Source organism: Pseudomonas sp. TMW22080 (genome assembly GCF_022496745.1).
Lineage (GTDB): Bacteria > Pseudomonadota > Gammaproteobacteria > Pseudomonadales > Pseudomonadaceae > Aquipseudomonas > Aquipseudomonas bubulae.
In genome coordinates, this window is record NZ_SCFF01000002.1 from 455,114 (window position 1) to 477,496 (window position 22,383).

Annotated in this window: 14 protein-coding genes, 5 tRNA genes and 1 riboswitch; of the genes, 16 read left to right on the plus strand and 3 right to left on the minus strand. The window is 58.3% G+C overall.

Going from position 1 to position 22,383, the window contains the following annotated elements:
* Position 1 precedes the first annotated feature (1 nt).
* A complete protein-coding gene (locus EQV96_RS08530; protein WP_240881732.1) occupies positions 2 to 5,125 on the minus strand; it encodes an NEL-type E3 ubiquitin ligase domain-containing protein in 5,124 nt (1,707 codons plus the stop codon).
* 396 nt (positions 5,126 to 5,521) lie between these two features.
* Here EQV96_RS08530 and EQV96_RS08535 point away from each other — a divergent pair, with 396 nt between their 5' ends.
* The 7 genes from EQV96_RS08535 to astE all read left to right on the plus strand — a co-directional run bounded on the left by EQV96_RS08535 (position 5,522) and on the right by astE (position 13,404).
* On the plus strand, positions 5,522 to 6,742 hold the full coding sequence (locus EQV96_RS08535; protein WP_095020866.1) for an aspartate aminotransferase family protein: 1,221 nt from the start codon (positions 5,522 to 5,524) through the stop codon (positions 6,740 to 6,742).
* A 240-nt stretch (positions 6,743 to 6,982) separates the two neighbouring features.
* Entirely contained in the window at positions 6,983 to 8,002 is a 1,020-nt protein-coding gene (gene aruF, locus EQV96_RS08540) for an arginine/ornithine succinyltransferase subunit alpha (protein ID WP_240881734.1), read from the plus strand.
* A 56-nt stretch (positions 8,003 to 8,058) separates the two neighbouring features.
* On the plus strand, positions 8,059 to 9,096 hold the full coding sequence (astA, locus tag EQV96_RS08545; RefSeq protein WP_130872045.1) for an arginine N-succinyltransferase: 1,038 nt from the start codon (positions 8,059 to 8,061) through the stop codon (positions 9,094 to 9,096).
* Positions 9,093 to 10,562 (plus strand): succinylglutamate-semialdehyde dehydrogenase, encoded by a 1,470-nt coding sequence (gene astD / locus EQV96_RS08550; RefSeq protein WP_240881964.1) that lies wholly within the window; start codon positions 9,093 to 9,095, stop codon positions 10,560 to 10,562. The genes astA and astD overlap by 4 nt, the downstream gene beginning before the upstream one ends.
* Positions 10,563 to 10,679: 117 nt before the next feature.
* Positions 10,680 to 12,026 (plus strand): N-succinylarginine dihydrolase, encoded by a 1,347-nt coding sequence (gene astB, locus EQV96_RS08555; RefSeq protein WP_095003230.1) that lies wholly within the window; start codon positions 10,680 to 10,682, stop codon positions 12,024 to 12,026.
* A 67-nt stretch (positions 12,027 to 12,093) separates the two neighbouring features.
* A complete protein-coding gene (locus EQV96_RS08560) occupies positions 12,094 to 12,381 on the plus strand; it encodes a hypothetical protein (RefSeq protein WP_003440880.1) in 288 nt (95 codons plus the stop codon).
* Between the two features lie 12 nt (positions 12,382 to 12,393).
* Positions 12,394 to 13,404: a succinylglutamate desuccinylase gene (gene astE / locus EQV96_RS08565; protein ID WP_240881736.1), complete on the plus strand. Its 1,011-nt coding sequence runs from the start codon at positions 12,394 to 12,396 to the stop codon at positions 13,402 to 13,404.
* Here the strand turns inward: astE and EQV96_RS08570 are convergent.
* On the minus strand, positions 13,401 to 14,702 hold the full coding sequence (locus EQV96_RS08570; RefSeq protein WP_143518905.1) for a M91 family zinc metallopeptidase: 1,302 nt from the start codon (positions 14,700 to 14,702) through the stop codon (positions 13,401 to 13,403). The two genes, astE and EQV96_RS08570, sit on opposite strands and share 4 nt — an antisense overlap.
* Positions 14,703 to 15,034: 332 nt before the next feature.
* Positions 15,035 to 15,529 carry a 6,7-dimethyl-8-ribityllumazine synthase gene (locus EQV96_RS08575; RefSeq protein WP_095019218.1) on the minus strand — a complete coding sequence of 165 codons (495 nt, stop codon included), beginning with the start codon at positions 15,527 to 15,529 and terminating at the stop codon, positions 15,035 to 15,037.
* Positions 15,530 to 15,660: 131 nt separating this feature from the next.
* Positions 15,661 to 15,831, minus strand: a riboswitch (FMN riboswitch).
* Between the two features lie 215 nt (positions 15,832 to 16,046).
* On the opposite strand from EQV96_RS08575, the gene ltaE reads away from it, so the two are divergent.
* From ltaE to EQV96_RS08620, 9 genes are all read left to right on the plus strand, one after another.
* Positions 16,047 to 17,051, plus strand: a complete 1,005-nt coding sequence (gene ltaE, locus EQV96_RS08580) for a low-specificity L-threonine aldolase (RefSeq protein ID WP_095003367.1) — start codon at positions 16,047 to 16,049, stop codon at positions 17,049 to 17,051.
* A 146-nt stretch (positions 17,052 to 17,197) separates the two neighbouring features.
* A complete protein-coding gene (gene alaS / locus EQV96_RS08585; protein WP_095019219.1) occupies positions 17,198 to 19,816 on the plus strand; it encodes an alanine--tRNA ligase in 2,619 nt (872 codons plus the stop codon).
* Between the two features lie 83 nt (positions 19,817 to 19,899).
* Complete coding sequence (locus EQV96_RS08590) at positions 19,900 to 21,135, plus strand: aspartate kinase (RefSeq protein ID WP_095003369.1); 1,236 nt, start codon at positions 19,900 to 19,902, stop codon at positions 21,133 to 21,135.
* Positions 21,136 to 21,319: 184 nt separating this feature from the next.
* Positions 21,320 to 21,508 carry a carbon storage regulator CsrA gene (csrA, locus tag EQV96_RS08595; RefSeq protein WP_095003370.1) on the plus strand — a complete coding sequence of 63 codons (189 nt, stop codon included), beginning with the start codon at positions 21,320 to 21,322 and terminating at the stop codon, positions 21,506 to 21,508.
* A 61-nt stretch (positions 21,509 to 21,569) separates the two neighbouring features.
* A tRNA-Ser gene (locus tag EQV96_RS08600) sits at positions 21,570 to 21,660 on the plus strand.
* 107 nt (positions 21,661 to 21,767) lie between these two features.
* Positions 21,768 to 21,844: transfer RNA gene (locus EQV96_RS08605), tRNA-Arg, on the plus strand.
* A gap of 71 nt (positions 21,845 to 21,915) precedes the next feature.
* Positions 21,916 to 21,992: transfer RNA gene (locus tag EQV96_RS08610), tRNA-Arg, on the plus strand.
* Positions 21,993 to 22,063: 71 nt separating this feature from the next.
* Positions 22,064 to 22,140: transfer RNA gene (locus tag EQV96_RS08615), tRNA-Arg, on the plus strand.
* A gap of 71 nt (positions 22,141 to 22,211) precedes the next feature.
* A tRNA-Arg gene (locus EQV96_RS08620) sits at positions 22,212 to 22,288 on the plus strand.
* Positions 22,289 to 22,383: the final 95 nt, after the last annotated feature.

Below are 22,383 nucleotides of genomic sequence, written 5' to 3' on the forward strand. Positions count from 1 at the left end.
GTCAGGTCAGCCTGGCTTTGGTCAGAGCCTGACGGGTCAACTGCCGGCTGAGCTCTTTGCGTTCATCGGCGATCTGGCTGTAGATCCGGTAGTAGAACCTGTCATTCATGGGCTCGGAGGTGAATACCTGAGGCTCAGGCACTGCCAGTTTTAGGGCGAGTTCCTGCAGCTCGACACGCTGCCCTGCATGGCGCTGCTCCAGGCGCGTATCCGAGCGAACCCAATTATCCTGCAGCTCCCTGAGCTGCTCGAGCCACTCGGCCTTCTGTTCGAAGAGGCTGGCGTTGGCGTCCAGTTCCGAGGCGTAAGTTTTGTTCAGGTAGGTCTCCCAGAAGGGCACATCAAGGATCTGATTGACCAGCCCGTCACCGGCTTCGCCCTCATGAATCAGGCGATAGGCCCTGACAAACTCCGTATCGCCCACCTGGGCAGTCATCCTGTAGACCATGTAGTTAGGTACCCAGGGCAGTTCGAGGCTTGTGCTCAGCCGGGTCTGGTAGCCGGTGTGGACTTCGACTTCGTCGACCGTTCCGGGCGCACCATCGATCACTTCGCTGGTAAACCTCAAGCCCTGGCCGCCCTCACTCACAGGCCTGACACGTTGCGCCACATCCGCCCGGGCAATGTCACCGATCTTGGCCAGCCGGGCCTTGCCGCGTGCCAGCGTTATCAGGTTTTTTTCCAGTTCCAGTGGTGTGCTTCGGGCGTTATAGAACTCATGGGCCATGGTTTCCAGGCCCATGGCATTGAATATCTGGGCGCCGGCGTCGGCGCAATTGGTGGGCGAACTGGCCATGGTGAACAGTAGCTCGCGCATGCGGGTGTCGTTACTGGCAGCATCGATCAAGCGCCAGACTTTCTGCGTCAAATCTCCCAGGCCTTCCTGATAGGCAATTTGGTCAGAGGGTGTTTCAAATACGTCCGGGGGGATTTCCATTCGGGCGATGACTTCAAAAAACCCCTGTGAGCCATGCTCGTGCTCTAGAGTCTCCCAGAGTTCCTGCATGGATACCTGTGACCCGGGGGGGCCGAACAACCAGAATGAGCTTTGCTCTGACCCTCGTGGCGGATAAGTGCGATGAGGGTCTAGGCCAAGGGCGCGGCGATACTGAGTGACACGGTCCTGACTCTCCAGGTCAAGCTTCTGGCGTTCAAGGCGGGCATTGGCAATCAACCAGGATTCGGCCGATTGATCGGGGTAGTCGGGCACGGTATGGATCTCGTTGCCCAGCAGGTTCAATTTGAAAGCCTTCGGTCGTGGCTGGTCGAACAACCCCGGGGGCCATTGAGTGATGCGGGTGTTCTCCAGTACCAGTGTCCTGAGTTCGGGCATATGCCCCACGGCCAAAGGGCTGCCAAGAGGGTTGTGGCCCAGATCAAGGTGTTGAAGACGGGTAAGGTGCTTGAGCTGACTCTGCATCCCGGCGTTCAGGGTCAGGCGGTTATGGGCAAGGTGCAGCGACCTGAGGTGCGGCAGTGTATCGAGTGTCCCGGGCAGGGTTTCAAGGTCGTTGGCGTTGAGCGAAAGTACCTTCAGATTGGGAAAGTAGGTCAGGAAGTCGCCCTGGTTTGGGGAAAAGCTGCAATCGTCGAGCCTCAGCAGGCCTACATGGCTCAGGGGGCGGCTTAAAACCAGGCTGTCGGTGCCGGCATGGCCGAACAGGGTGCTGCTGAAGTCCAGTTCGGCCACTATGGCAGCCTGTCCTGTTTTGTTGATATGGACCTTGTCGGCCGATAGCCAGGAGTTCTTTATTCTGGAGCCTATCAGGCGCCTTAAACCATGAAGGTTGGGTGGCAATGCGTTGTCGGTGGTGACGCCGATCGCAGCGCTGATCCAGTTGTCCAGTGTCTCGAAAAGCTGGTCTTTTTCCTCCTCGGTGGCGCGCAGGTGTTCAAGGGCCTGCTCGCTGTCGATTCGCGCCGTGATCAACGCTATCTCGTCGTTATTTCGATAGGGGTAGAGGGCCTTGACCCGTTCCTGCAAGGGATTGGCTGCAGGCGTGGTATTGACCCGGCTGCTGGCGGCGCCGCGCAACAGGGTTTCGCTTTCGGTTGCCACGCAAGCTGCCGGGGGTGGCAGGTCAAGTGCCGTTCGGATTTCACCGGGGGCGCTGTACTTATCTGTCAGCCATTGTTTGAAGTTCTGGCCAATGGCGAACCTGGATTTCAGGTGCTCGCTGTTGCGTTCGGGGAGCGCCTTCATCAGCGCACCGTGAAAGCGCGAGGCTGGATGCAGCAGGGCATGCTCGCCATCGTAGGTTTCATAGGCGTCCGGACCTTTACGAACCAGTATTCGGGTGTGCCTGGCGTCCTTGGGGGCATGGCTGCAGCGCAAGGTGCCGTCAACGACCAGATCGCGCACCTCGAGATGAAGGTCGTGGATCGCATCGGTGTAGGTTTTCAGGGTGTTTATGGCCAGTTTTTCGCCGTCTGGAGTCAGCAGGTCATCTTCAAGCAGTCCCTCCTGGGCGTGAGCTATGCGGGTTTGGTGTTCCAGCTCGGTGGCCAGATTTTTTACCCTCAGGGGGATTCTGCCATTCTCGAGGAGGGTGGTTTTCTCGAGCGTGCTGGTGGTCTCAAGCAGCGCTTGGGTGACAGGGGCGGGCAGGTGCGCAAAGGTGCTTTCTATCAATCGCGCTGCCGGGTTTTTTGTCTGGCGCTCCCTGGCGTACTGATGGTCGAAGATGTCTTCCCGTCGTTGCCGGGCGTAGTCGGACACCTTGGCCTGCAGGGTGTTGACGGCTTCTGTCTTTGTTGCGCGCGGGCCCAGCAGGGCATCGAGTTGAGGCGTGTTGAAGTTGTCGACAATCAGGGGCCACAGTTTGCCGTTCTTGATGTCCTGCTGAGAAATCCTGAGAGAGTCCTCGGGGAGTGCCTCGGGGGCACCGTAGACATGGGCCATGCCACTGAGGGTTTCATCGACAAAGACATTCAGGGCTTTGTCTGGCGGCCAGCCGGGTAATTCGGTGGGCAGGCTTTCCAGCCAGTTCCCCTTGGTTGAAAGGGCTCGCCCTTGGCGAATACGGGTGATGTCCTCGATATTTTGTTTTTGGATCCTCAGTCGTGCCATACAGTCTTTGAGCAGAGGCGGAGTCGGTTCGTTATGCAGGTGAACCCTTCGCAACACGCCTTCATCGGTGCCGCTGATAATTCGCAGCTTCTCCAGCTCGGCATCGCTGAAGCCCTCGGCGACAGGGCCGAGCCGACGCATAAGGATCGAGCCTTGCCAGGTTTGCGGGCGCTCACCCTCCATCAGCCAGGCGCCTTCACCGTTGTGCTGCATCCGGGGGCCGTAGGCGTGGGGCCGTGTCGGGTGACGCAAGGTATAAGGGCCGGCGCTTTCGGTCTTGTCCAGTACTAGCGTGTGTCGGGCTTGCTGCCCGGAACTGAGGGTCAGCAGTGTTTTGTCCTGGTGGTACTGCAGGCCCAGTTCGTCGGACGCGAGGTGTTCGGGCAGGGCCAGGTCGTGGTGGTAGGCGCTGATGTCAGGGTTCCACAATCGAGTGGCGCCATCGTTGCAGGTGACAGGTTTCATGCCTTGTACAAAGGCGGATGGCTTGGGCAGCAAGCCTCCCAGCACTTTTGTGCCCGCCGCAAAAAAACCTGCCTGGATACCGCTCTCCAGCACCCCGAACAGGTGTTCGAATGCTTCAGTGGTCTTGCCTTGCACCCAGTCGTGGATACCCTCATAGGTGTCGTCCAGCAGTTGCCAGGCCATTTGCAGCAGCATCAGTTCGCCGACGACAGGTACAAAAGGCGCGATGACAAAGGCTGCGGCATTCAGCAGTGCCATGCCAATGCCTTTCAGGCGTTCAAGGCGTGCCTCACGGGTTTTGCGGTCTTCGGCATCGGTCGACACGGCGAGGCTTTTGGCATCGTTGAAAATTTTTGCCAGTTGCCTGCTGTAAAGCGTTTCCCAGAGGTCATCAGGTATCGGCACCAGCAGGTATTCAATCGCGGGTTTTTCGATCGGTATCAGGGTTTGCGCAACCAGTGCGTCTGGTAGCGTTGCGCCCGGTGCGATGGGGGTGTCGGGGATGACCTGCCAGTAGGTTCTTTTAAGACCCTCCAGAAAAGCCCCCAATCGGTCGTGGGCGACGAAGCGGCTGAAGAAATGCTGGTAGGAAGTGCTTTTCAGGCGTTCGGTCAGATGCGCCATGCACTCGCCGATCGATGAGTATTCCTTGACCGGATGCAGGGGGTCGTGGGGTATGTACGCAACTACCGATCGTTGATGTACCGGCATGAAGATCAGCGGGCTTTCGATGTCGAGGGAGAGCACTGTCAGGCGATAGGTCAGCCAACGGTTGTCCAGGCCTATGAGAAAGGCATCCAGTGACTCATACAGGGGCAGGCCGATCTGTCTGGTCATCACGGCGTAGGTCAGATCGGCCTTCAGGTCGGCGCGTTGACTGTCCAGTATTTTGTTTTTCAGCCTTAACTGCCTGCCATGATCGTCAAGACCCAGATGGCGCGTGAGATGGTCCTTGTAGCGGGCGCCCAGATTCAGTGTTCGGCACAAGGCCGTGAAGGCCTGCACGGGCATGTGCTCGGTGATGTGATTGAGCTGCTTGAAATGCCCCTGGGCATCGGGGCGGCTGATATACCCCGAGCCTGAGAGGTAGGCATAGGGCAGGGTTTCATGCAGTTCAAAGTTGTGCAGGGCCGCGTCTAGCAGGGACACGCGCCAGGTCGTGGTACCGCTTTCGCGCAGGCCGATGACAGGCAGGTAGTTCGGGATATACAGATTGATAAAGGTGTTGTGTACATCCAGGTCCAGCTGATATTGGCGTTTAATAAGGTTGTTCAGCAAGGGCGCCGCAAACCCGTGAACATCTACGACCCTTGCCAGGTCTTTTTCAACATCGTTGCGGGCGGCCCATCGCGCTGCAAACGTTTTGCGCAAGGTGTCGCCCTGAGCGGGCGTGAGGGTCCTCAAGGTTGGGTGAAGGCTGGGGGACGTCCCTTTCAATGCGTTCAGGGTCGGTCGGCCCAGGGACGTGGCCCAGGGCGGCATGGCCTCGGCAATGGTCGTGAAGTGGGGGATGGTCTGGAGTCGGTTCGCCGCTGTTAACCCTTTTTCAGGGGGCGGTTTCAGGGGCGCAAGAGGTGTTGGATCGGGCATGTCCGGTACTCGTATGTCCTGATGGAGTACCTTCAAGATCCGCCAGTACGAGCCCGTTAAAAAGCGCAAATATTTGCTGGCTGGCGGAGGCTTTGCATCAACAATCAGCGATCAATCCATACATATTTAGCACCCATACGTACAGATCCGGCGGTGATCGGCAAAAACTCGCGTTTTCCGGGAAAATCAGCGCGCCAGAGTGCTGCCGCAAAGACGCCCCAGCGTTTAAACTGCGCCTTTGTGACGGAATATGTCGCATTGTCGTAATGCCTTTGTAAATCGTGGTTTGGCGCTATAAGAAGTTGTCGCTTGGCGACAAGGCGTGCTCCCGATGTGTCCCTACAATCCCCCCATCGCTCGCCAGTTTAGGCAGGCGTTCCTCTTCAGGAGACTCCGATGTCCGTTGAGCAAGCCCCGGTGCAACGCGCCGATTTCGACCAGGTCATGGTTCCCAACTACGCGCCTGCAGCCTTTATTCCTGTGCGTGGTGCCGGTTCCCGAGTATGGGATCAGGCCGGTCGGGAGCTGATCGACTTCGCGGGCGGCATTGCCGTTAACGTTCTTGGCCATGCGCATCCGGCATTGGTCGGTGCCTTGACTGAGCAGGCGAATACTCTTTGGCATGTGTCCAACGTGTTCACCAACGAGCCGGCGTTGCGCCTGGCGAAAAAACTGGTGGACTCGACCTTTGCCGAGCGTGTGTTCTTCTGCAACTCGGGCGCTGAAGCCAACGAAGCCGCTTTCAAGCTGGCCCGTCGTGTCGCCCATGACCGTTTCGGCAGCGAGAAGTACGAAATCATCGCTGCGCTCAACAGCTTTCACGGCCGCACGCTGTTCACCGTGAACGTGGGCGGGCAGTCGAAGTACTCCGACGGTTTTGGTCCGAAAATCACCGGCATTACCCATGTTCCGTTCAACGACCTTGACGCGCTGAAAGCGGCGATTTCGGACAAGACCTGCGCAGTGGTGCTGGAGCCGATCCAGGGCGAAGGCGGCGTGCTGCCGGCCGAGCAGGCTTACCTGCAAGGCGCCCGCGAACTGTGCGACCAGCATAATGCGTTGCTGGTGTTTGACGAAGTTCAAACCGGCATGGGTCGTACCGGCGAGCTGTTTGCCTACATGCATTACGGCGTGACCCCGGATATTTTGACCAGCGCCAAGAGCCTGGGCGGCGGTTTCCCGATCGCAGCCATGCTGACCACCGAAGCGCTGGCCAAGCATCTGGTTGTCGGCACCCACGGCACCACCTACGGCGGTAACCCGCTGGCGTGTGCAGTCGGCAATGCGGTAATCGATGTGATCAACACGCCAGAGGTACTGCAAGGCGTCAAGGCCAGGCATGACCTGTTCAAGACCCGCCTTGAGCAAATCGGCCAGCAATACGGCCTGTTCACTCAAGTGCGTGGCATGGGCCTGCTGCTGGGTTGTGTGCTGAACGATGCCTGGAAGGGCCGCGCCAAGGACATCTTCAATGCCGCTGAAAAAGAAAACCTGATGATTCTGCAGGCCGGCCCCGACGTTGTGCGTTTCGCGCCAAGCCTGGTGGTTGACGAGGCCGATATCGAAGAAGGTCTGAACCGCTTCGAACGTGCCGTAAAGAATCTGACGCAAGCCTGAGTGTGACCTCGACGCCCGGCTTGCCGGGCGTCGAACCGAATTTAATGTGCCGGGCCAGGCTCAATGCACAGGGCTTTCAATGTCGGAGCGGGCTTGCTCGCGATACAGGCAGCGCGGTGTGTCAGTCACGCCGCAGTGACGTCATCGCGAGCAAGCCCGCTCCCACAGTTGAAATCCCGGGTGTACTCGACTGTTCGGCCTATACCCCTCTATGCAATTCAAGGATTAAGGAGTGACACCATGCTGGTGATGCGCCCTGCGCAAATGGCTGATCTGGGCGAGGTACAGCGTCTGGCTGCGGACAGCCCGATTGGTGTCACTTCATTGCCGGACGATATCGAACGCCTGCGCGACAAGATCGCCGCGTCTGAAACCTCGTTCGCTGCCGAAGTGAGCTTCAATGGCGAAGAAAGCTATTTTTTCGTCCTTGAAGACACCGCTGCCGGCAAGTTGGTGGGGTGCTCGGCGATCGTGGCCTCGGCCGGTTATTCGGAGCCGTTTTACAGCTTCCGTAACGAGACGTTCGTGCACGCCTCCCGCGAACTGAAGATTCACAACAAGATTCACGTCCTGTCGCAGTGCCATGATCTGACCGGTAACAGCCTGCTGACCAGTTTTTATGTGGTCCCGGAACTGGTGGGGTCGGCCTGGTCCGAACTCAACTCCCGTGGCCGCCTGCTGTTTGTGGCCAACCACCCGGAGCGTTTTGCCGATTCCGTGGTCACCGAGATCGTTGGCTACAGCGATGAAAATGGCGACTCGCCGTTCTGGGACGCCATTGGTCGCAACTTCTTCGACTTGAACTATGCCGCCGCCGAGCGTCTGTGCGGGCTTAAAAGCCGCACCTTCCTTGCCGAGCTGATGCCGCATTACCCGATTTACGTGCCGCTGCTGCCCGACACAGCCCAAGAGGTCATGGGGCAAGTCCACCCGCGTGCGCAGATCACCTTTGACATCCTGATGCGCGAAGGTTTCGAGACCGATCACTACATCGATATTTTCGACGGTGGCCCGACCTTGCATGCCCGGGTTTCGGGCATCCGCTCAATCGCCCAGAGCCGCGTGGTTCCGGTCAAGATCGGCGCACTGAGCACAGGCGGTGGACGTCAGTATCTGGTGGCCAATGCCCAGCTACAGGATTACCGCGCCGTATTGCTGGAGCTGGATTGGGCGCCGGGCAAACCGGTCACGCTGGATCTGGAAGCGGCCGAAGCACTTGGTGTTGGCGAAGGTGCCAGCGTACGAGTGGTAGCGGTATAACGCGTTTGAGCGAGTTTCGCGGGGGGTCGTCAGCGAGCCCCGTCCAAGGAGATAGCATGATAGTTCGTCCTGTACGCAACAGCGATTTACCGGCCCTGATTGAGCTGGCACGCAGCACCGGCACCGGCCTGACCACCTTGCCGGCCAACGAAGAGCGCTTGCTGCATCGGGTCACCTGGGCTGAGAAAACCTTCCGTGGCGAAGCCGAGCGTGGCGATGCGGACTATCTGTTTGTGCTCGAAAACGACGATGGCAAAGTGGTGGGTATTTCCGCCATTGCCGGTGCCGTGGGCTTGCGTGAGCCCTGGTACAACTTCCGTGTGGGCCTGACGGTCAGCGCCTCTCAAGAGTTGAATATTTACCGCGAAATCCCGACCCTGTTTCTGGCCAATGACCTGACCGGCAACTCCGAGCTGTGCTCATTGTTCCTCAGTGCCGATTACCGTACCGGGCTCAATGGCCGCCTGCTGGCCAAGGCGCGGATGCTGTTTATCGCCGAGTTCCCGGAGCTGTTTGGCAGCAAGATCATTGCCGAAATGCGTGGCATGTCCGATGAAAGTGGCCGCTCGCCATTCTGGGAAAGCCTGGGCCGGCACTTTTTCAAAATGGAGTTCAGCCAGGCCGACTACCTGACCGGCGTGGGCAACAAAGCCTTTATCGCCGAGTTGATGCCCAAGTTCCCGGTGTACACCTGTTTCCTGTCCGAAGATGCCCGAGCGGTGATCGGCAAGGTGCATACCCACACCGAACCGGCCTTGAACATGCTTAAAAGCGAAGGCTTCAGTTATCAGGGCTACGTCGATATTTTTGACGCAGGCCCGGCGGTTGAGTGTGAAACCAGCAAGATCCGCGCAGTGCGCGACAGCGAAGCGCTGGTGCTGGCTATTGGCACACCGGGTGACGACGCAACGCCTTACCTGATGCACAACCGCAAACGCGAAGATTGCCGCATCACGGCCGCCCCTGCGCGGCTGGCTGCTGGCACCCTGGTGGTCGACCCGCTGACCGCCAAACGCCTGCAACTGAGCGCGGGCGACCAGGTGCGCGCCGTTGCCTTGTCCGCCCAGTCAATGGCCCCACGGGAGTCAAAATAATGAGTACGTTGTATATCGCAGGTACCTGGCAGAGCGGGCAGGGCGAGGCTTTGGAGTCGCTGAACCCGGTTACCCAGCACGTGCTTTGGGCTGGCAAGGGTGCCGATGCCGGGCAAGTGGATACCGCCGTGAAGGCTGCGCGCCAGGCTTTCCCGCAGTGGGCCAAACAGACTTTCGAGCAGCGCCTGAGCGTGCTCGAAGCGTTTGCCGCAAGCCTTAAAAACCACGCCGACGAACTGTCGCGCTGCATCGGTGAAGAAACCGGCAAACCCCTCTGGGAGTCGGCCACCGAAGTCACCAGCATGATCAATAAAGTGGCGATTTCGGTACAGAGCTACCGCGAGCGCACGGGTGAAAAAAGTGGACCGCTGGGGGATGCCACGGCCGTTTTGCGTCACAAGCCTCATGGTGTAGTGGCTGTTTTCGGTCCGTACAACTTCCCCGGTCATTTGCCCAACGGGCACATTGTTCCGGCGTTGCTGGCGGGTAACAGCGTGGTATTCAAACCGAGCGAATTGACCCCTAAAGTCGCCGAACTGACGGTCAAGTGCTGGATCGAAGCGGGTCTGCCTGCGGGCGTGCTCAACCTGCTGCAGGGCGCACGCGACACCGGTATCGCCCTGGCGGCGCACACGGGTATCGACGGGTTGTTCTTCACCGGTTCGAGCCGCACCGGCAATGCCCTGCACCAGCAATTTGCCGGGCGCCCGGACAAAATCCTGGCTCTGGAAATGGGTGGCAACAACCCGCTGGTGGTCGATCAGGTAGAGGACCTGGACGCAGCGGTGTACACCATCATCCAGTCGGCCTTTATCTCCGCCGGGCAGCGTTGCACCTGTGCCCGCCGCTTGCTGGTGCCGCAAGGCGCATGGGGCGACAGCCTGCTGACGCGCCTGGTTGAAGTGAGTCAGAGCATCGAAGTGGGTGCTTTCGATCAGCAGCCGGCGCCATTCATGGGGTCGGTGATTTCCCTTGGCGCAGCGCGCGCCTTGATGGATGCCCAGGAAGTGTTGCTGGGGTCGGGGGCTGTGGCCTTGCTGGAAATGCACCAGCCAGACATCAATGCCGCCTTGCTGACGCCGGGCATTATCGATGTGACAGAGGTTGGCGATCGTTCGGACGAAGAACTGTTCGGGCCATTGCTGCAAGTGATTCGCTACGCTGACTTTGATGCGGCGATTGCTGAAGCCAACAACACGGCGTTTGGTCTGGCGGCCGGGTTGCTGTCGGATTCCGAAGCGCGTTACCAGCAGTTCTGGCTCGAAAGCCGCGCCGGTATCGTCAACTGGAACAAACAATTGACCGGCGCGGCGAGCAGTGCGCCATTTGGTGGTATCGGGGCGTCGGGCAATCATCGCGCCAGTGCCTACTACGCGGCGGATTATTGCGCATACCCGGTGGCTTCCCTTGAAACGCCGACCCTGGCTTTGCCAGCAGCGCTGACCCCGGGCGTGCGGATGTCGTAACGCTTATCTCAACCCTGTGGGAGCGAGCCTGCTCGCGAAAGCCTTATAGGCCATTCGCGAGCAGGCTCGCTCCCACAGGTGCTGTATGACTTATAACCGTTTTCCGGAGCCTCGCTGATGAAGTCCTTTGAAGTCAATTTTGACGGTTTAGTGGGGCCGACCCATAACTATGGCGGTTTGTCGTTTGGCAACGTCGCTTCCCAGAGCAACAGCCAGCAGGCTTCCAACCCTAAGGAAGCTGCGCTGCAAGGCCTGGAAAAAATGAAAGCGTTGATGGACATGGGCTTTGTCCAGGGCGTGCTGGCCCCGCAAGAGCGTCCGGACGTTGCTGCCTTGCGCAGCCTGGGTTTTGCCGGGACTGATGCTCAGGTGATCGAGCGCGCCGCCAAAGAGGCCATGCCATTGCTGGTCGCCAGCTGCTCGGCCTCGAGCATGTGGGTAGCCAATGCGGCCACAGTCAGCCCCAGTGCCGACACCGCTGACGGTCGCGTGCACTTCACCGCTGCCAACCTCAATTGCAAATACCATCGCAGTATCGAGCACCCGACCACCAGTCGCGTGCTGGGCGCGATGTTTGCCGATCAGGAGCATTTTGCCCACCACGCGGCTTTGCCGGCAGTGGCGCAATTTGGCGATGAAGGTGCAGCCAACCACACGCGTTTTTGCCGCGATTATGGTGAGGCCGGTGTCGAGTTTTTTGTGTTCGGCCGCAGTGCGTTCGACAGTCGTTACCCGGCACCGCAAAAATACCCGGCGCGCCAGACCCTCGAGGCTTCGCAGGCAGTGGCTCGCCTGCATGGCCTGAGCGAGGAGGGTGTGGTGTTTGCCCAGCAAAATCCCGCGGTCATTGACCAGGGTGTGTTTCATAACGACGTGATCGCCGTGGGTAATGGTGAACTGTTGTTCCATCACCAGGATGCTTTCCTCAATACCGAGCAGATGCTGGCCGAGTTGCAGGCCAAGCTGGCGACCCGTGGCGCCAACTTCCAGTCGATCAGCGTGCCCCGTGATCAGGTGGCCGTGGAAGATGCCGTGCGCTCTTATCTGTTCAACAGCCAGCTGCTGAGTCGCGCCGATGGCTCGATGCTATTGATCGTGCCTGAAGAGTGTCGTGCCAACCCGCGCGTGTGGCAGTACCTGCAAGGGCTGACGGCCGCTGGCGGGCCGATCCGTGAGGTCAAGGTGTTCGACCTCAAGCAGAGCATGCAGAATGGCGGTGGTCCGGCGTGCCTGCGCCTGCGGGTCGCGCTCAACGAAACCGAGCTGGCGGCCGTCAACCCCGGCGTGATCATGACCCCGGCGCTGTACGACACCCTGACGGTCTGGGTGAACAAACATTATCGTGATGCTTTGCGCGAAAGTGACCTGGCTGATCCACAATTGCTGCTTGAATGCCGCACGGCATTGGATGAACTGACGCAAATCCTTAAACTGGGCGCGGTTTACCCCTTCCAGATCAATTGAAAGGCGCTGTGCCTGGGCGATAGTTGACGCCGGGCACGCACCTTCACACCCCAATGAGAGCGATGAAATGACTGATACCCTGAAGCTGATCCTTGAAGACACCGACGGTACCCAGCTGGAAACGTCCTGCACGCGCGTTGCTGTCATGTGGCAGGGCAAGGAATTGTGGATCCAGCAGGACGGCCGTGGCCAGTTGCTGATCGGTGTAGACGTTGAAGAAGGCGATGCCGAATACGCCAACCTGCTGCTGCGCCCATTGGCGACTAACCTTGTGAGCCTGCAACTGGAAATGGAACCGGCTGATCTGGGCGATGATGAAGACGGTCACGTACACGGTCCGGACTGCAACCACTGATAAGGAAGTTCTATGCTCGCTCTCGGCAAACTGCTTGAACTGACCTTGGCCGGACGTGAACCGGCCGAGAAAACTCAACTGACTGTCGACGGCGTGCGGATGCGCTGGCTGACCGAAGGCGCGCTTGAAGTGCGCCCGCCCGAGGCTCGTGACAACGGTATGGATCTGTTGTTGTCAGCCGGCATCCATGGCAATGAAACAGCGCCGATCGAGTTGCTTGATCGCCTGTTGCAGGCCATTGCACGGGGTATTATCAAGCCCCGTGCGCGAATTCTGTTTCTGTTCGGCAACCCCGGCGCCATGCGTACTGGCGCACGTTTTGTCGAGGAAGACCTCAACCGGCTGTTCAACGGCCGTCACGAAAGCAGCAGTGGCCCCGAAGCCCTGCGTGCTTGCGAGCTTGAACACCTGGCTGAAACCTTTTTCAGCCCTCCCGGGCGTACTCGTCTGCACTACGACTTGCACACGGCCATTCGAGGGTCGAAGATCGAGCAGTTTGCGTTGTATCCCTTCAAGGAGGGCCGTAGCCACTCTCGCGAAGAGCTGTCGCGCTTGCGTGCGGCCGGGATGGAAGCGGTGCTGTTGCAAAACAAGCCCTCCATTGTGTTCAGTGCCTATACCTACGATCGCTTGGGCGCCGAGGCGTTTACCCTTGAGTTGGGCAAGGCCCGGCCTTTCGGGCAGAACGGCGGAGTCAATGTCGAACGTCTGGAGCAGCGTTTGCAGCAGATGATCGAGGGTAGCGAGCCAGCACTGGCCGATGCTTCGCTCGAGGGTTTGCAGTTGTTCAGTGTGGCGCGTGAAGTCATCAAGCACAGTGATGCCTTTATCCTGCACTTGCCTGCCGATATCGAAAATTTCAGCGAGTTGCCCAAGGGCTATCTACTGGCGCAAGACGCCGGCAAAACCCGCTGGATTATTGAAGAAGAGGGTGCGCGGATCATCTTTCCCAACCCTAAAGTCAAAAATGGCCTGCGCGCCGGTATCATTATCGAACCGACAACCCTGGCCCCACAGGGTTAATCATCCGAGTAATGGATATAGGTTTTGCGCAGGGGCAGCCCCAGTTCTTCGCGTATGCCGTTTTCGCTGAACTGTGCCGGGTTCGTGGGGAGGGCAGGGGTTGCAGGGTCTTTATCGAAGTCAAAGGGCTCTGTGTTGCAAGGTAAGCCCACGGCCTGCAGTTCATCATTTTTCACCAGCGCAGCTTGCTTGGTTCCCTGATGCCCGTCGGGGCTTGCGCCTAAAAATCGTGTGCCCGTGACAAAGTTGTAGGCGTGGCATAGCTCGTGGTAGAGAGAGGTAAGCGGTATCGCGCCGGGTGTGGAAAATGCCGGGTTGTAGTACACCGTTCCTCCGAAATCAGGCAGACCTGCCATCCCGACCTGAATAAAAGACCGGCCATCACCCAGATTGGGTATGTATAGGCCGTTATTTACCTGCTTGAGTTCGGCGATGGTGATGGGTTTCTGGCTTTTACGAATACTTTTTGTCAGTTCGCGCAGTAGCTGGCTCCCGTTGCCGGAGCTCAGCAACAGTTTCAAGTCATCCTGAACCCTTACGATAAACTCTTCGCTGCCTTGAATAATCAGCCCTGATTCCGGCAGGGGGATTGGGCTGCCAATAAATGTATTGGCGACCTTTTTGTGCGGGGTGATTCTGCCTTCGGCGATATAGGTGGGCTCGCTGTCGGTGAATACTTTGTCCCTGTCTTTTATTTGATTGAGGATGTCCTGGCCCTGGCCGGTATAGATCACATTGGAGCCCGCTCCGGCTGTAATAAGGTCATCGCCGTCGCCCCCGCATAGAATGCTGTGGCCCTGGCCTCCGACGGCTACATCGTCACCTTCTCCTGCGTCGATAAAGGCCATGCCGGCCCCGCCACGAAAAAAGTCTGCCCCTTTGCCCGTGTAGGCAACGGTTGTGCCCGTGCCATTGGCGTTGACGATGTCATTGCCATCTCCAGTGTCTACGTAGCTGGTGCCCCCACGGGTCATCACCATGTCATCGCCAGTACCGGTCAGCACCGTGGACTTGCCGCTGCTGGTCACGACGGTGTCATTGCCGGGGCCGGTTTCGATATGAAAGGTGTTTTTCAGGGTGTCGGCGATGTAAACCGTATCGTTGCCGTTCAAGGTATGAATTTCGATGATCTGCTTTGCACTTGCAGGCTTTATCCGATAGCGCTCATGGTTCAGGTCGATCAGCAGAGAGTCGTTGTCGCCCTTGGTGACGCAAATGGATGCCCGCGCCACCGAGGCACGGAAGACCAGGCGGTCAATGGGGCGGGGGTACAGGACGCCTTCAGTGACGTAGCGCACGAGGGTGGCGTTATCGCCAATATGAAGAATGCTTTGTGTGGTGCTCTCTGTCACATGGGGCAGGGGGTGTGAAACCGTTGTTTCGGTTCTTTCGAGCGGGGCCTGGGCACCGCCGTCAAACTCGAAATGATGAGGGGCTGGCAGAGGGGTAGTTGTTACTGGGGGCGGGGTTGGGCACATAAGAGATGCTCCTGGGCGTCAAGTTCAAATGTCATCGGTGACCGGGCACCTGTATCGACAATTGAAACGCCTGGATGGCTTATGTGTGCGTTACATGTTTATGGTGTGCTCCCCGGCGAGCCTGGTTTCAGGGCTGGCCGGGGAATCAGGCATTACACCGCGCGTTTTTGCTGGGTATCCATGCGCTTGATGTTGCGGATTTTCTGCAGTGTGTCTACGCACGTCCGGGCGGCTTCCTGGCCTTTGTGCACGAAGTGCTCAAAGAAAAACTTCTGATGCTCCTCACCGGCGTGGAAGTGGTGCGGCGTGAGGCTGACGGAGAACACCGGCACTTCGGTTTCCAGTTGTACTTGCATCAGGCCGCTGACGACCGTCTGGGCAACAAAGTCGTGACGGTAGATGCCGCCATCCACGACCAGTGCGGCGCCGACAATTCCGGCGTAACGACCGGTCTTGGCCAGCAGTTTGGCGTGCAGCGGGATCTCGAATGCGCCGCCGACTTCGAAGAAATCGATGTCGCTTTCCTGATAGCCCAGCACCAGCATTTCGGCCAGGAAGCCCTTGCGGCTCTGGTCGACAATCTCTTTGTGCCAGGAAGCCTGGATAAATGCGACACGTTCGTTGTGGTGAATAGCTGTAGGTTGCATGTTCAGATTCCTGTTTGTGTGAAAAACAGGGCATATGAATCGAATGGGATTAAAGGGTACGTTCAGGAGGGCAGCGCACGGCCATACGGCATCGCCACTATCCCGCCTGGTTGACGGCCCTTTGGCGCCAATCCCGTTCTCTCTTCATCCGGACTATGACCGTCGGCCCCGGGATCACACCGGGTCTGCTGACCTTGGTTTATTCCTGGCCGAAGCTCAAGAATGTGCCAAGCGCTCGCGGGCTATGCGCTTTGCGCGCAATTACCGCCGGTGGGGAGTCGCACCCCGCCCTGAGAACGTTGCCACCAGCCTTTCTGGCGGCGGACATTTTGTATCACATATTTTTCGAGTATGCATTGATGCTTTTTGCTAATAGCTATCAGTTTTTCCATTTCATTAATAAGGTAATTCCTACGTGAGCATCCGAATATTGTCGATCGCTGCAGAGTAGGCTTGTTCTGGCGGGAATCGCACGTTTAGCATTCAACACTGATCAAACCTTGCCGAGGCCAATGCCATGTCTGTTATCGATCTTCGTAGTGACACCGTGACCCAACCCACCCCAGGCATGCGTGAAGCCATGGCAAATGCGCCTATGGGCGATGATGTGTATGGCGAAGATCCTTCGGTGAACAAACTGGAATCCGAGCTGGCATTGCGCCTGGGCTTTGCCAGGGGGCTGTTTGTGCCTACGGGCACCATGAGCAACCTGCTGGCCTTGATGGCGCATTGCGAGCGCGGTGATGAATACATCGTCGGTCAGCAGGCTCACACCTATAAGTATGAAGGTGGCGGGGCGGCGGTCCTGGGGTCCATTCAGCCGCAACCGCTGGAGGTGCAGGCCGATGGCTCGCTTGATCTGAAACAGGTGGCTGCCGCGATCAAACCGGATGACTTCCACTTTGCCCGCACCCGCCTGCTTGCGCTGGAAAACACCATGCAAGGCAAGGTGCTGCCCACCGAGTACCTGGCAGCGGCCGGCCGCCTGACCCGCGAGCACGGCCTGGCGCTGCATCTTGATGGCGCGCGGTTGTACAACGCGGCGGTCAAACTGGGCGTTGACGCCGGTGATATCACCCGCCATTTCGATTCGGTATCGGTCTGCCTGTCCAAAGGCCTGGGCGCGCCCGTGGGGTCGGTGCTGTGCGGCACCGCCGAGCTTGTCTCCCGCGCTCGACGCCTGCGCAAGATGGTCGGGGGCGGCATGCGCCAGGCCGGTCAACTGGCGGCTGCCGGGCTGTATGCACTGGATCATCAGGTGGCGCGTCTGGCCGATGACCATGCCAATGCCCAGTTGCTGGCCGAGGGCCTGCGTGCTGCCGGTTATGAGGTTGAGCCGGTGCAGACCAATATGGTCTACGTCCAGATCGGTGAGCGTGCCGAGGCACTCAAGGCCTTTGCGGCCGGCCAGGGGATCAGGCTCAGTGCCGCGCCGCGCTTGCGAATGGTGACGCACATGGATGTCAGTCGCAGCCAGATTGAGCAGGTGATAGCGGTTTTTGCCGAGTTTTCCCTTCAATAAGCGTTCAATCCGTCCAATTGCTTGTCGCTATCGTATAAACACGCTGTACCCGGGGCGAAGGGCCGATATAATGCGGCCCTTTGCGAGTCGCACTGTCGATTGACGTGATTTACTTGCCTCTGGCCGCAGCCTCCGTGGAAGAACCTATGAAAAGCGCAGAAATCCGTGAAGCCTTCCTTCGCTTCTTCGAGGAGCAAGGTCACACCCGTGTCCCTTCCAGCTCCTTGGTCCCTAATAACGACCCGACCCTGCTGTTCACCAACGCGGGGATGAACCAGTTCAAGGACTGTTTCCTGGGTCAAGAAAAACGTGCCTACACCCGAGCGACCAGCAGCCAGAAGTGCGTGCGTGCCGGCGGCAAGAACAGCGACCTGGAAAACGTCGGTTACACCGCCCGTCACCACACCTTCTTTGAAATGCTCGGCAATTTCAGCTTTGGCGATTACTTCAAGAAAGATGCGATCAATTTCGCCTGGACCTTCCTGACCGGTGTTCTCAAGCTGCCCAAAGACAAGCTGTGGGTGACCGTCTACGCCAGCGATGACGAAGCCTACGACATCTGGACCCAGGACGTCGGCGTGCCTGCCGAGCGCATGATCCGTATCGGCGACAACAAGGGCGCGCCGTATGCATCGGACAACTTCTGGACCATGGGCGATACCGGCCCGTGCGGCCCGTGCACCGAGATTTTCTACGATCACGGCCCGGAAATCTGGGGTGGCCCGCCGGGCTCGCCAGACGAAGACGGCGACCGTTACATCGAAATCTGGAACAACGTTTTCATGCAGTTCAACCGCACCGCCGATGGCGTGTTGCATCCGTTGCCAGCGCCGTCGGTAGACACCGGCATGGGCCTGGAGCGGATCAGTGCGGTGATGCAGCACGTCAACTCCAACTACGATATCGACCTGTTCCAGAGCCTGCTGACCGCAGCGGCGGACGCGATCGGCTGCGCCAACGAAGGCCAGGCATCGCTCAAGGTGGTAGCGGACCATATCCGTTCGTGCAGCTTCCTGATCGCCGACGGTGTACTGCCATCGAACGAAGGTCGCGGCTACGTGCTGCGCCGCATCATTCGTCGCGCCTGCCGTCATGGCAACAAGCTGGGTGCTACCGGCAATTTCTTCTACAAGATCGTCGCGGCCCTGGTGGCCGAGATGGGTGCCAGCTTCCCGGAGCTGGTGCGCGAGCAGGCCAATATCGAGCGCGTGCTCAAGGCTGAAGAAGAGCAGTTCTCCAAGACCCTGGAGCAGGGTCTGAAAATCCTCGAGCTGGATCTGGCTGAGCTCAAGGGTACCGTGGTGCCTGGCGACGTAGTGTTCAAGCTCTACGACACCTACGGCTTCCCGATGGACCTGACGGCCGATATCGCCCGCGAGCGCAACCTGACCGTGGACGAAGAAGGCTTCGAACGCGAGATGGAAGCCCAGCGTGTGCGTGCCCGTTCGGCCAGCTCGTTTGGCCTGGACTACAACACCCTGGTCAAAGTCGACGTGCCGACCGAGTTTGTCGGTTACAACGCTACCCAGGCCTCGGCCAAGGTGGTTGCGCTGTATAAAGAAGGGCAGTCGGTTGCCAGCCTGAACGAAGGCGACGAGGGTGTGGTGATTCTCGACCAGACCCCGTTCTATGCCGAATCGGGCGGTCAGGTCGGCGATTGCGGTTACCTGCAGGCGGGTGCTGCCCGCTTTGACGTGCGCGACACCACCAAGACCGGTGGCGCTTTCCTGCACCACGGCGTGGTTGCTGCGGGCGGCCTGAAAGTGGGCGAAACCGTTGAAGCCCAGGTGGACGCCGATGTGCGTCACGCCACGGCGCTGAACCACTCGGCCACCCACTTGCTGCACGCCGCCTTGCGCCAGGTTCTGGGCGAGCACGTTCAGCAGAAAGGCTCTCTGGTTGACAGCCAGCGCATGCGTTTTGACTTCAGCCACTTCGAAGCGATCAAGCCTGAGCAGATCAAGGCGCTGGAAGATATCGTCAACGCCGAGATTCGCAAGAATACCCCGGTCGAGACTGAAGAAACCGACATCGAAACCGCCAAGGAAAAAGGCGCCATGGCGCTGTTTGGCGAGAAGTACGGCGACAGCGTGCGCGTGCTGAGCATGGGTGGTGATTTCTCGGTTGAGCTGTGTGGTGGTATCCACGCCAAGCGCACCGGTGATATCGGCCTGATGAAAATCATCAGCGAAGGCGGTGTAGCCTCCGGTATCCGTCGTATTGAAGCGGTGACCGGCGCAGCCGCACTGGCTTACCTCAATGCTGCCGAAGAGCAGCTCAAGGAAGCCGCCAGCCTGGTCAAGGGCTCGCGCGAGAACCTGGTCGACAAATTGTCGGCGGTACTTGAGCGCAACCGTCAGCTGGAAAAACAGCTTGAGCAGTTGCAGGCCAAGGCCGCAAGCGCAGCGGGTGATGATCTGTCATCGTCGGCAGTGGACGTAAAAGGCGTGAAAGTGTTGACCGCCCGCCTGGACGGTCAAGACGGCAAAGCGCTTCTGGCGCTGGTAGATCAGCTGAAGAACAAGCTCGGCCGTGCGGTGATCCTGCTCGGCAGTGTCCATGAAGACAAGGTTGTACTGGTTGCAGGCGTAACCAAAGACCTGACTGGCCAACTCAAAGCCGGTGATTTGATGAAGCAGGCTGCTGCGGCAGTGGGCGGGAAGGGCGGTGGTCGTCCGGACATGGCGCAAGGTGGCGGTGTTGATGCTGCAGCCCTGGACGCCGCGCTGGCTCTGACCGTGCCATTTGTCGAGCAGGGTATCTGAGGTCCAGAACGCGCCGTTGTCTAGTAACGGCGCGTCGTTTGAATGATAAATGGGCGCCCTTTATGGGCTGAGGCTGCTTTGAAATGGCTTTGATCGTACAGAAATTCGGAGGCACCTCGGTCGGCACTGTCGAGAGAATCGAGCAGGTCGCCGATAAAGTTAAGAAGTTCCGCGAAGCCGGCAATGATCTGGTGATCGTGCTATCGGCCATGAGCGGCGAAACCAATCGCCTGATCGACCTGGCCAAGCAAATCAGCGATCAGCCGTTGCCGCGTGAGCTGGATATGATTGTATCCACGGGCGAGCAGGTGACTATTGGTCTGCTGTCCATGGCGCTGAACAAGCGTGGTGTGCCGGCCGTGTCCTACACCGGCAGCCAGGTGCGCATCCTCACGGACAGCTCGCACACCAAGGCCCGTATCCTGAAAATTGACGATCAGAAGATTCGCGCTGATCTCAAGGCCGGTCGTGTGGTTGTGGTTGCCGGTTTCCAGGGCGTTGATGAGCTCGGAAATATCACCACGCTGGGCCGTGGCGGTTCCGACACCACGGGTGTGGCGCTGGCAGCGGCCCTCAAGGCTGATGAATGCCAGATCTACACCGATGTTGACGGCGTCTACACCACTGACCCGCGGGTTGTGGCCAAGGCGCAGCGTCTGGAAAAGATCACCTTCGAAGAAATGCTGGAAATGGCCAGCCTGGGTTCCAAGGTGTTGCAGATCCGCGCAGTCGAGTTCGCCGGCAAGTACAACGTTCCGCTGCGCGTTTTGCACAGCTTCAAGGAGGGTCCAGGTACCCTCATTACTATTGATGAAGAGGAATCCATGGAACAGCCGATCATTTCTGGTATCGCGTTCAATCGCGACGAAGCCAAGCTGACCATCCGTGGCGTGCCGGACACCCCGGGCGTGGCGTTCAAGATTCTGGGCCCGATCAGCGCGGCCAACATCGAAGTCGACATGATCGTGCAGAACGTTGCGCACGATAACACCACCGATTTTACCTTCACCGTACACCGCAATGACTACAATGCGGCGCAAAGCGTGCTGGAAAATACCGCTCGCGAGATCGGTGCCCGTGAAGTGGTGGGCGACACCAACATTGCCAAGGTTTCGATCGTGGGTGTGGGCATGCGCTCTCATGCAGGCGTTGCCAGCCGCATGTTTGAATCGCTGGCCAAGGAGAACATCAACATTCTGATGATCTCGACTTCCGAGATCAAAGTGTCTGTTGTGATCGAAGAAAAGTACCTGGAGCTGGCCGTGCGTTCCCTGCACACCGCTTTTGATCTGGATGCGCCAGCCCGACAGGGCGAGTAAGGCGTTGGCAGAAGGGCGCGGTTAATCCGCGCCCTTTGTTTTTTGGCAGGCATGCACGAAGCCCACCCGTTTTGTCATGTTGGTCAATACTAAGGAGCGCAGAGTGCTACTAGTCGCTAGTAGGCTCGGGCTCTTTTTTTTTGCAGACTGTTGTCCCTGAAAAGATAAGTGTGAGGAGAAACGTATGCTGATTCTGACTCGCCGTTGTGCGGAAAGCCTGATCATAGGCGATGGCGAAATTACCGTGACCGTATTGGGCGTCAAAGGCAACCAGGTGCGCATTGGCGTCAATGCTCCCAAGGAAGTGGCCGTACACCGTGAAGAGATCTACCTGCGGATCAAGAATGAAAAGGATGAAGAACCAAGTCTTTAATTTTATTTAAGTTTTTAGTTGCATGCGGGGAAAAGGCTGGTTATTATACGCCCCGTGTTGCGGAGAGGTGGCCGAGTGGCCGAAGGCGCTCCCCTGCTAAGGGAGTACATCTCAAAAGGGTGTCGGGGGTTCGAATCCCCCCTTCTCCGCCATTATTCATGTAGCACGTTGTGATCTAGGCAGTTCAGTAAGTTGTTGAAAATACTGAAAAAAAATCTTGCCAGAGAGATTCAACGGTCTATAATGCGCCGCTTCAAATGCACTCGTAGCTCAGCTGGATAGAGTACTCGGCTACGAACCGAGCGGTCACAGGTTCGAATCCTGTCGAGTGCACCATTTAAGAGTCAATTGCCAAGGCGATTGGTTTTGCTTCAACCAGCGGTGGTCTGGTCTATCAAACACAACTTGCACTCGTAGCTCAGCTGGATAGAGTACTCGGCTACGAACCGAGCGGTCACAGGTTCGAATCCTGTCGAGTGCACCATTTAAGAGTCAATCGCCCAGGCGGTTGGCTTTGCTTCAACCAGCGGTGGTCTGGTTTATCAAACACAACTTGCACTCGTAGCTCAGCTGGATAGAGTACTCGGCTACGAACCGAGCGGTCACAGGTTCGAATCCTGTCGAGTGCACCATTTAAGAGTCAATTGCCCAGGCAGTTGGCTTTGCTTCAGCCAGCGGTGGTCTGGTTTAACAAACACAACCTGCACTCGTAGCTCAGCTGGATAGAGTACTCGGCTACGAACCGAGCGGTCACAGGTTCGAATCCTGTCGAGTGCACCAAACATCAAAAAGCCCGCACATTGTGCGGGCTTTTTGTTATCTGCGATTTGGCTATTGCTGTCATCCTCGCGACTTGTCTTGTGTTTATTCTGGTT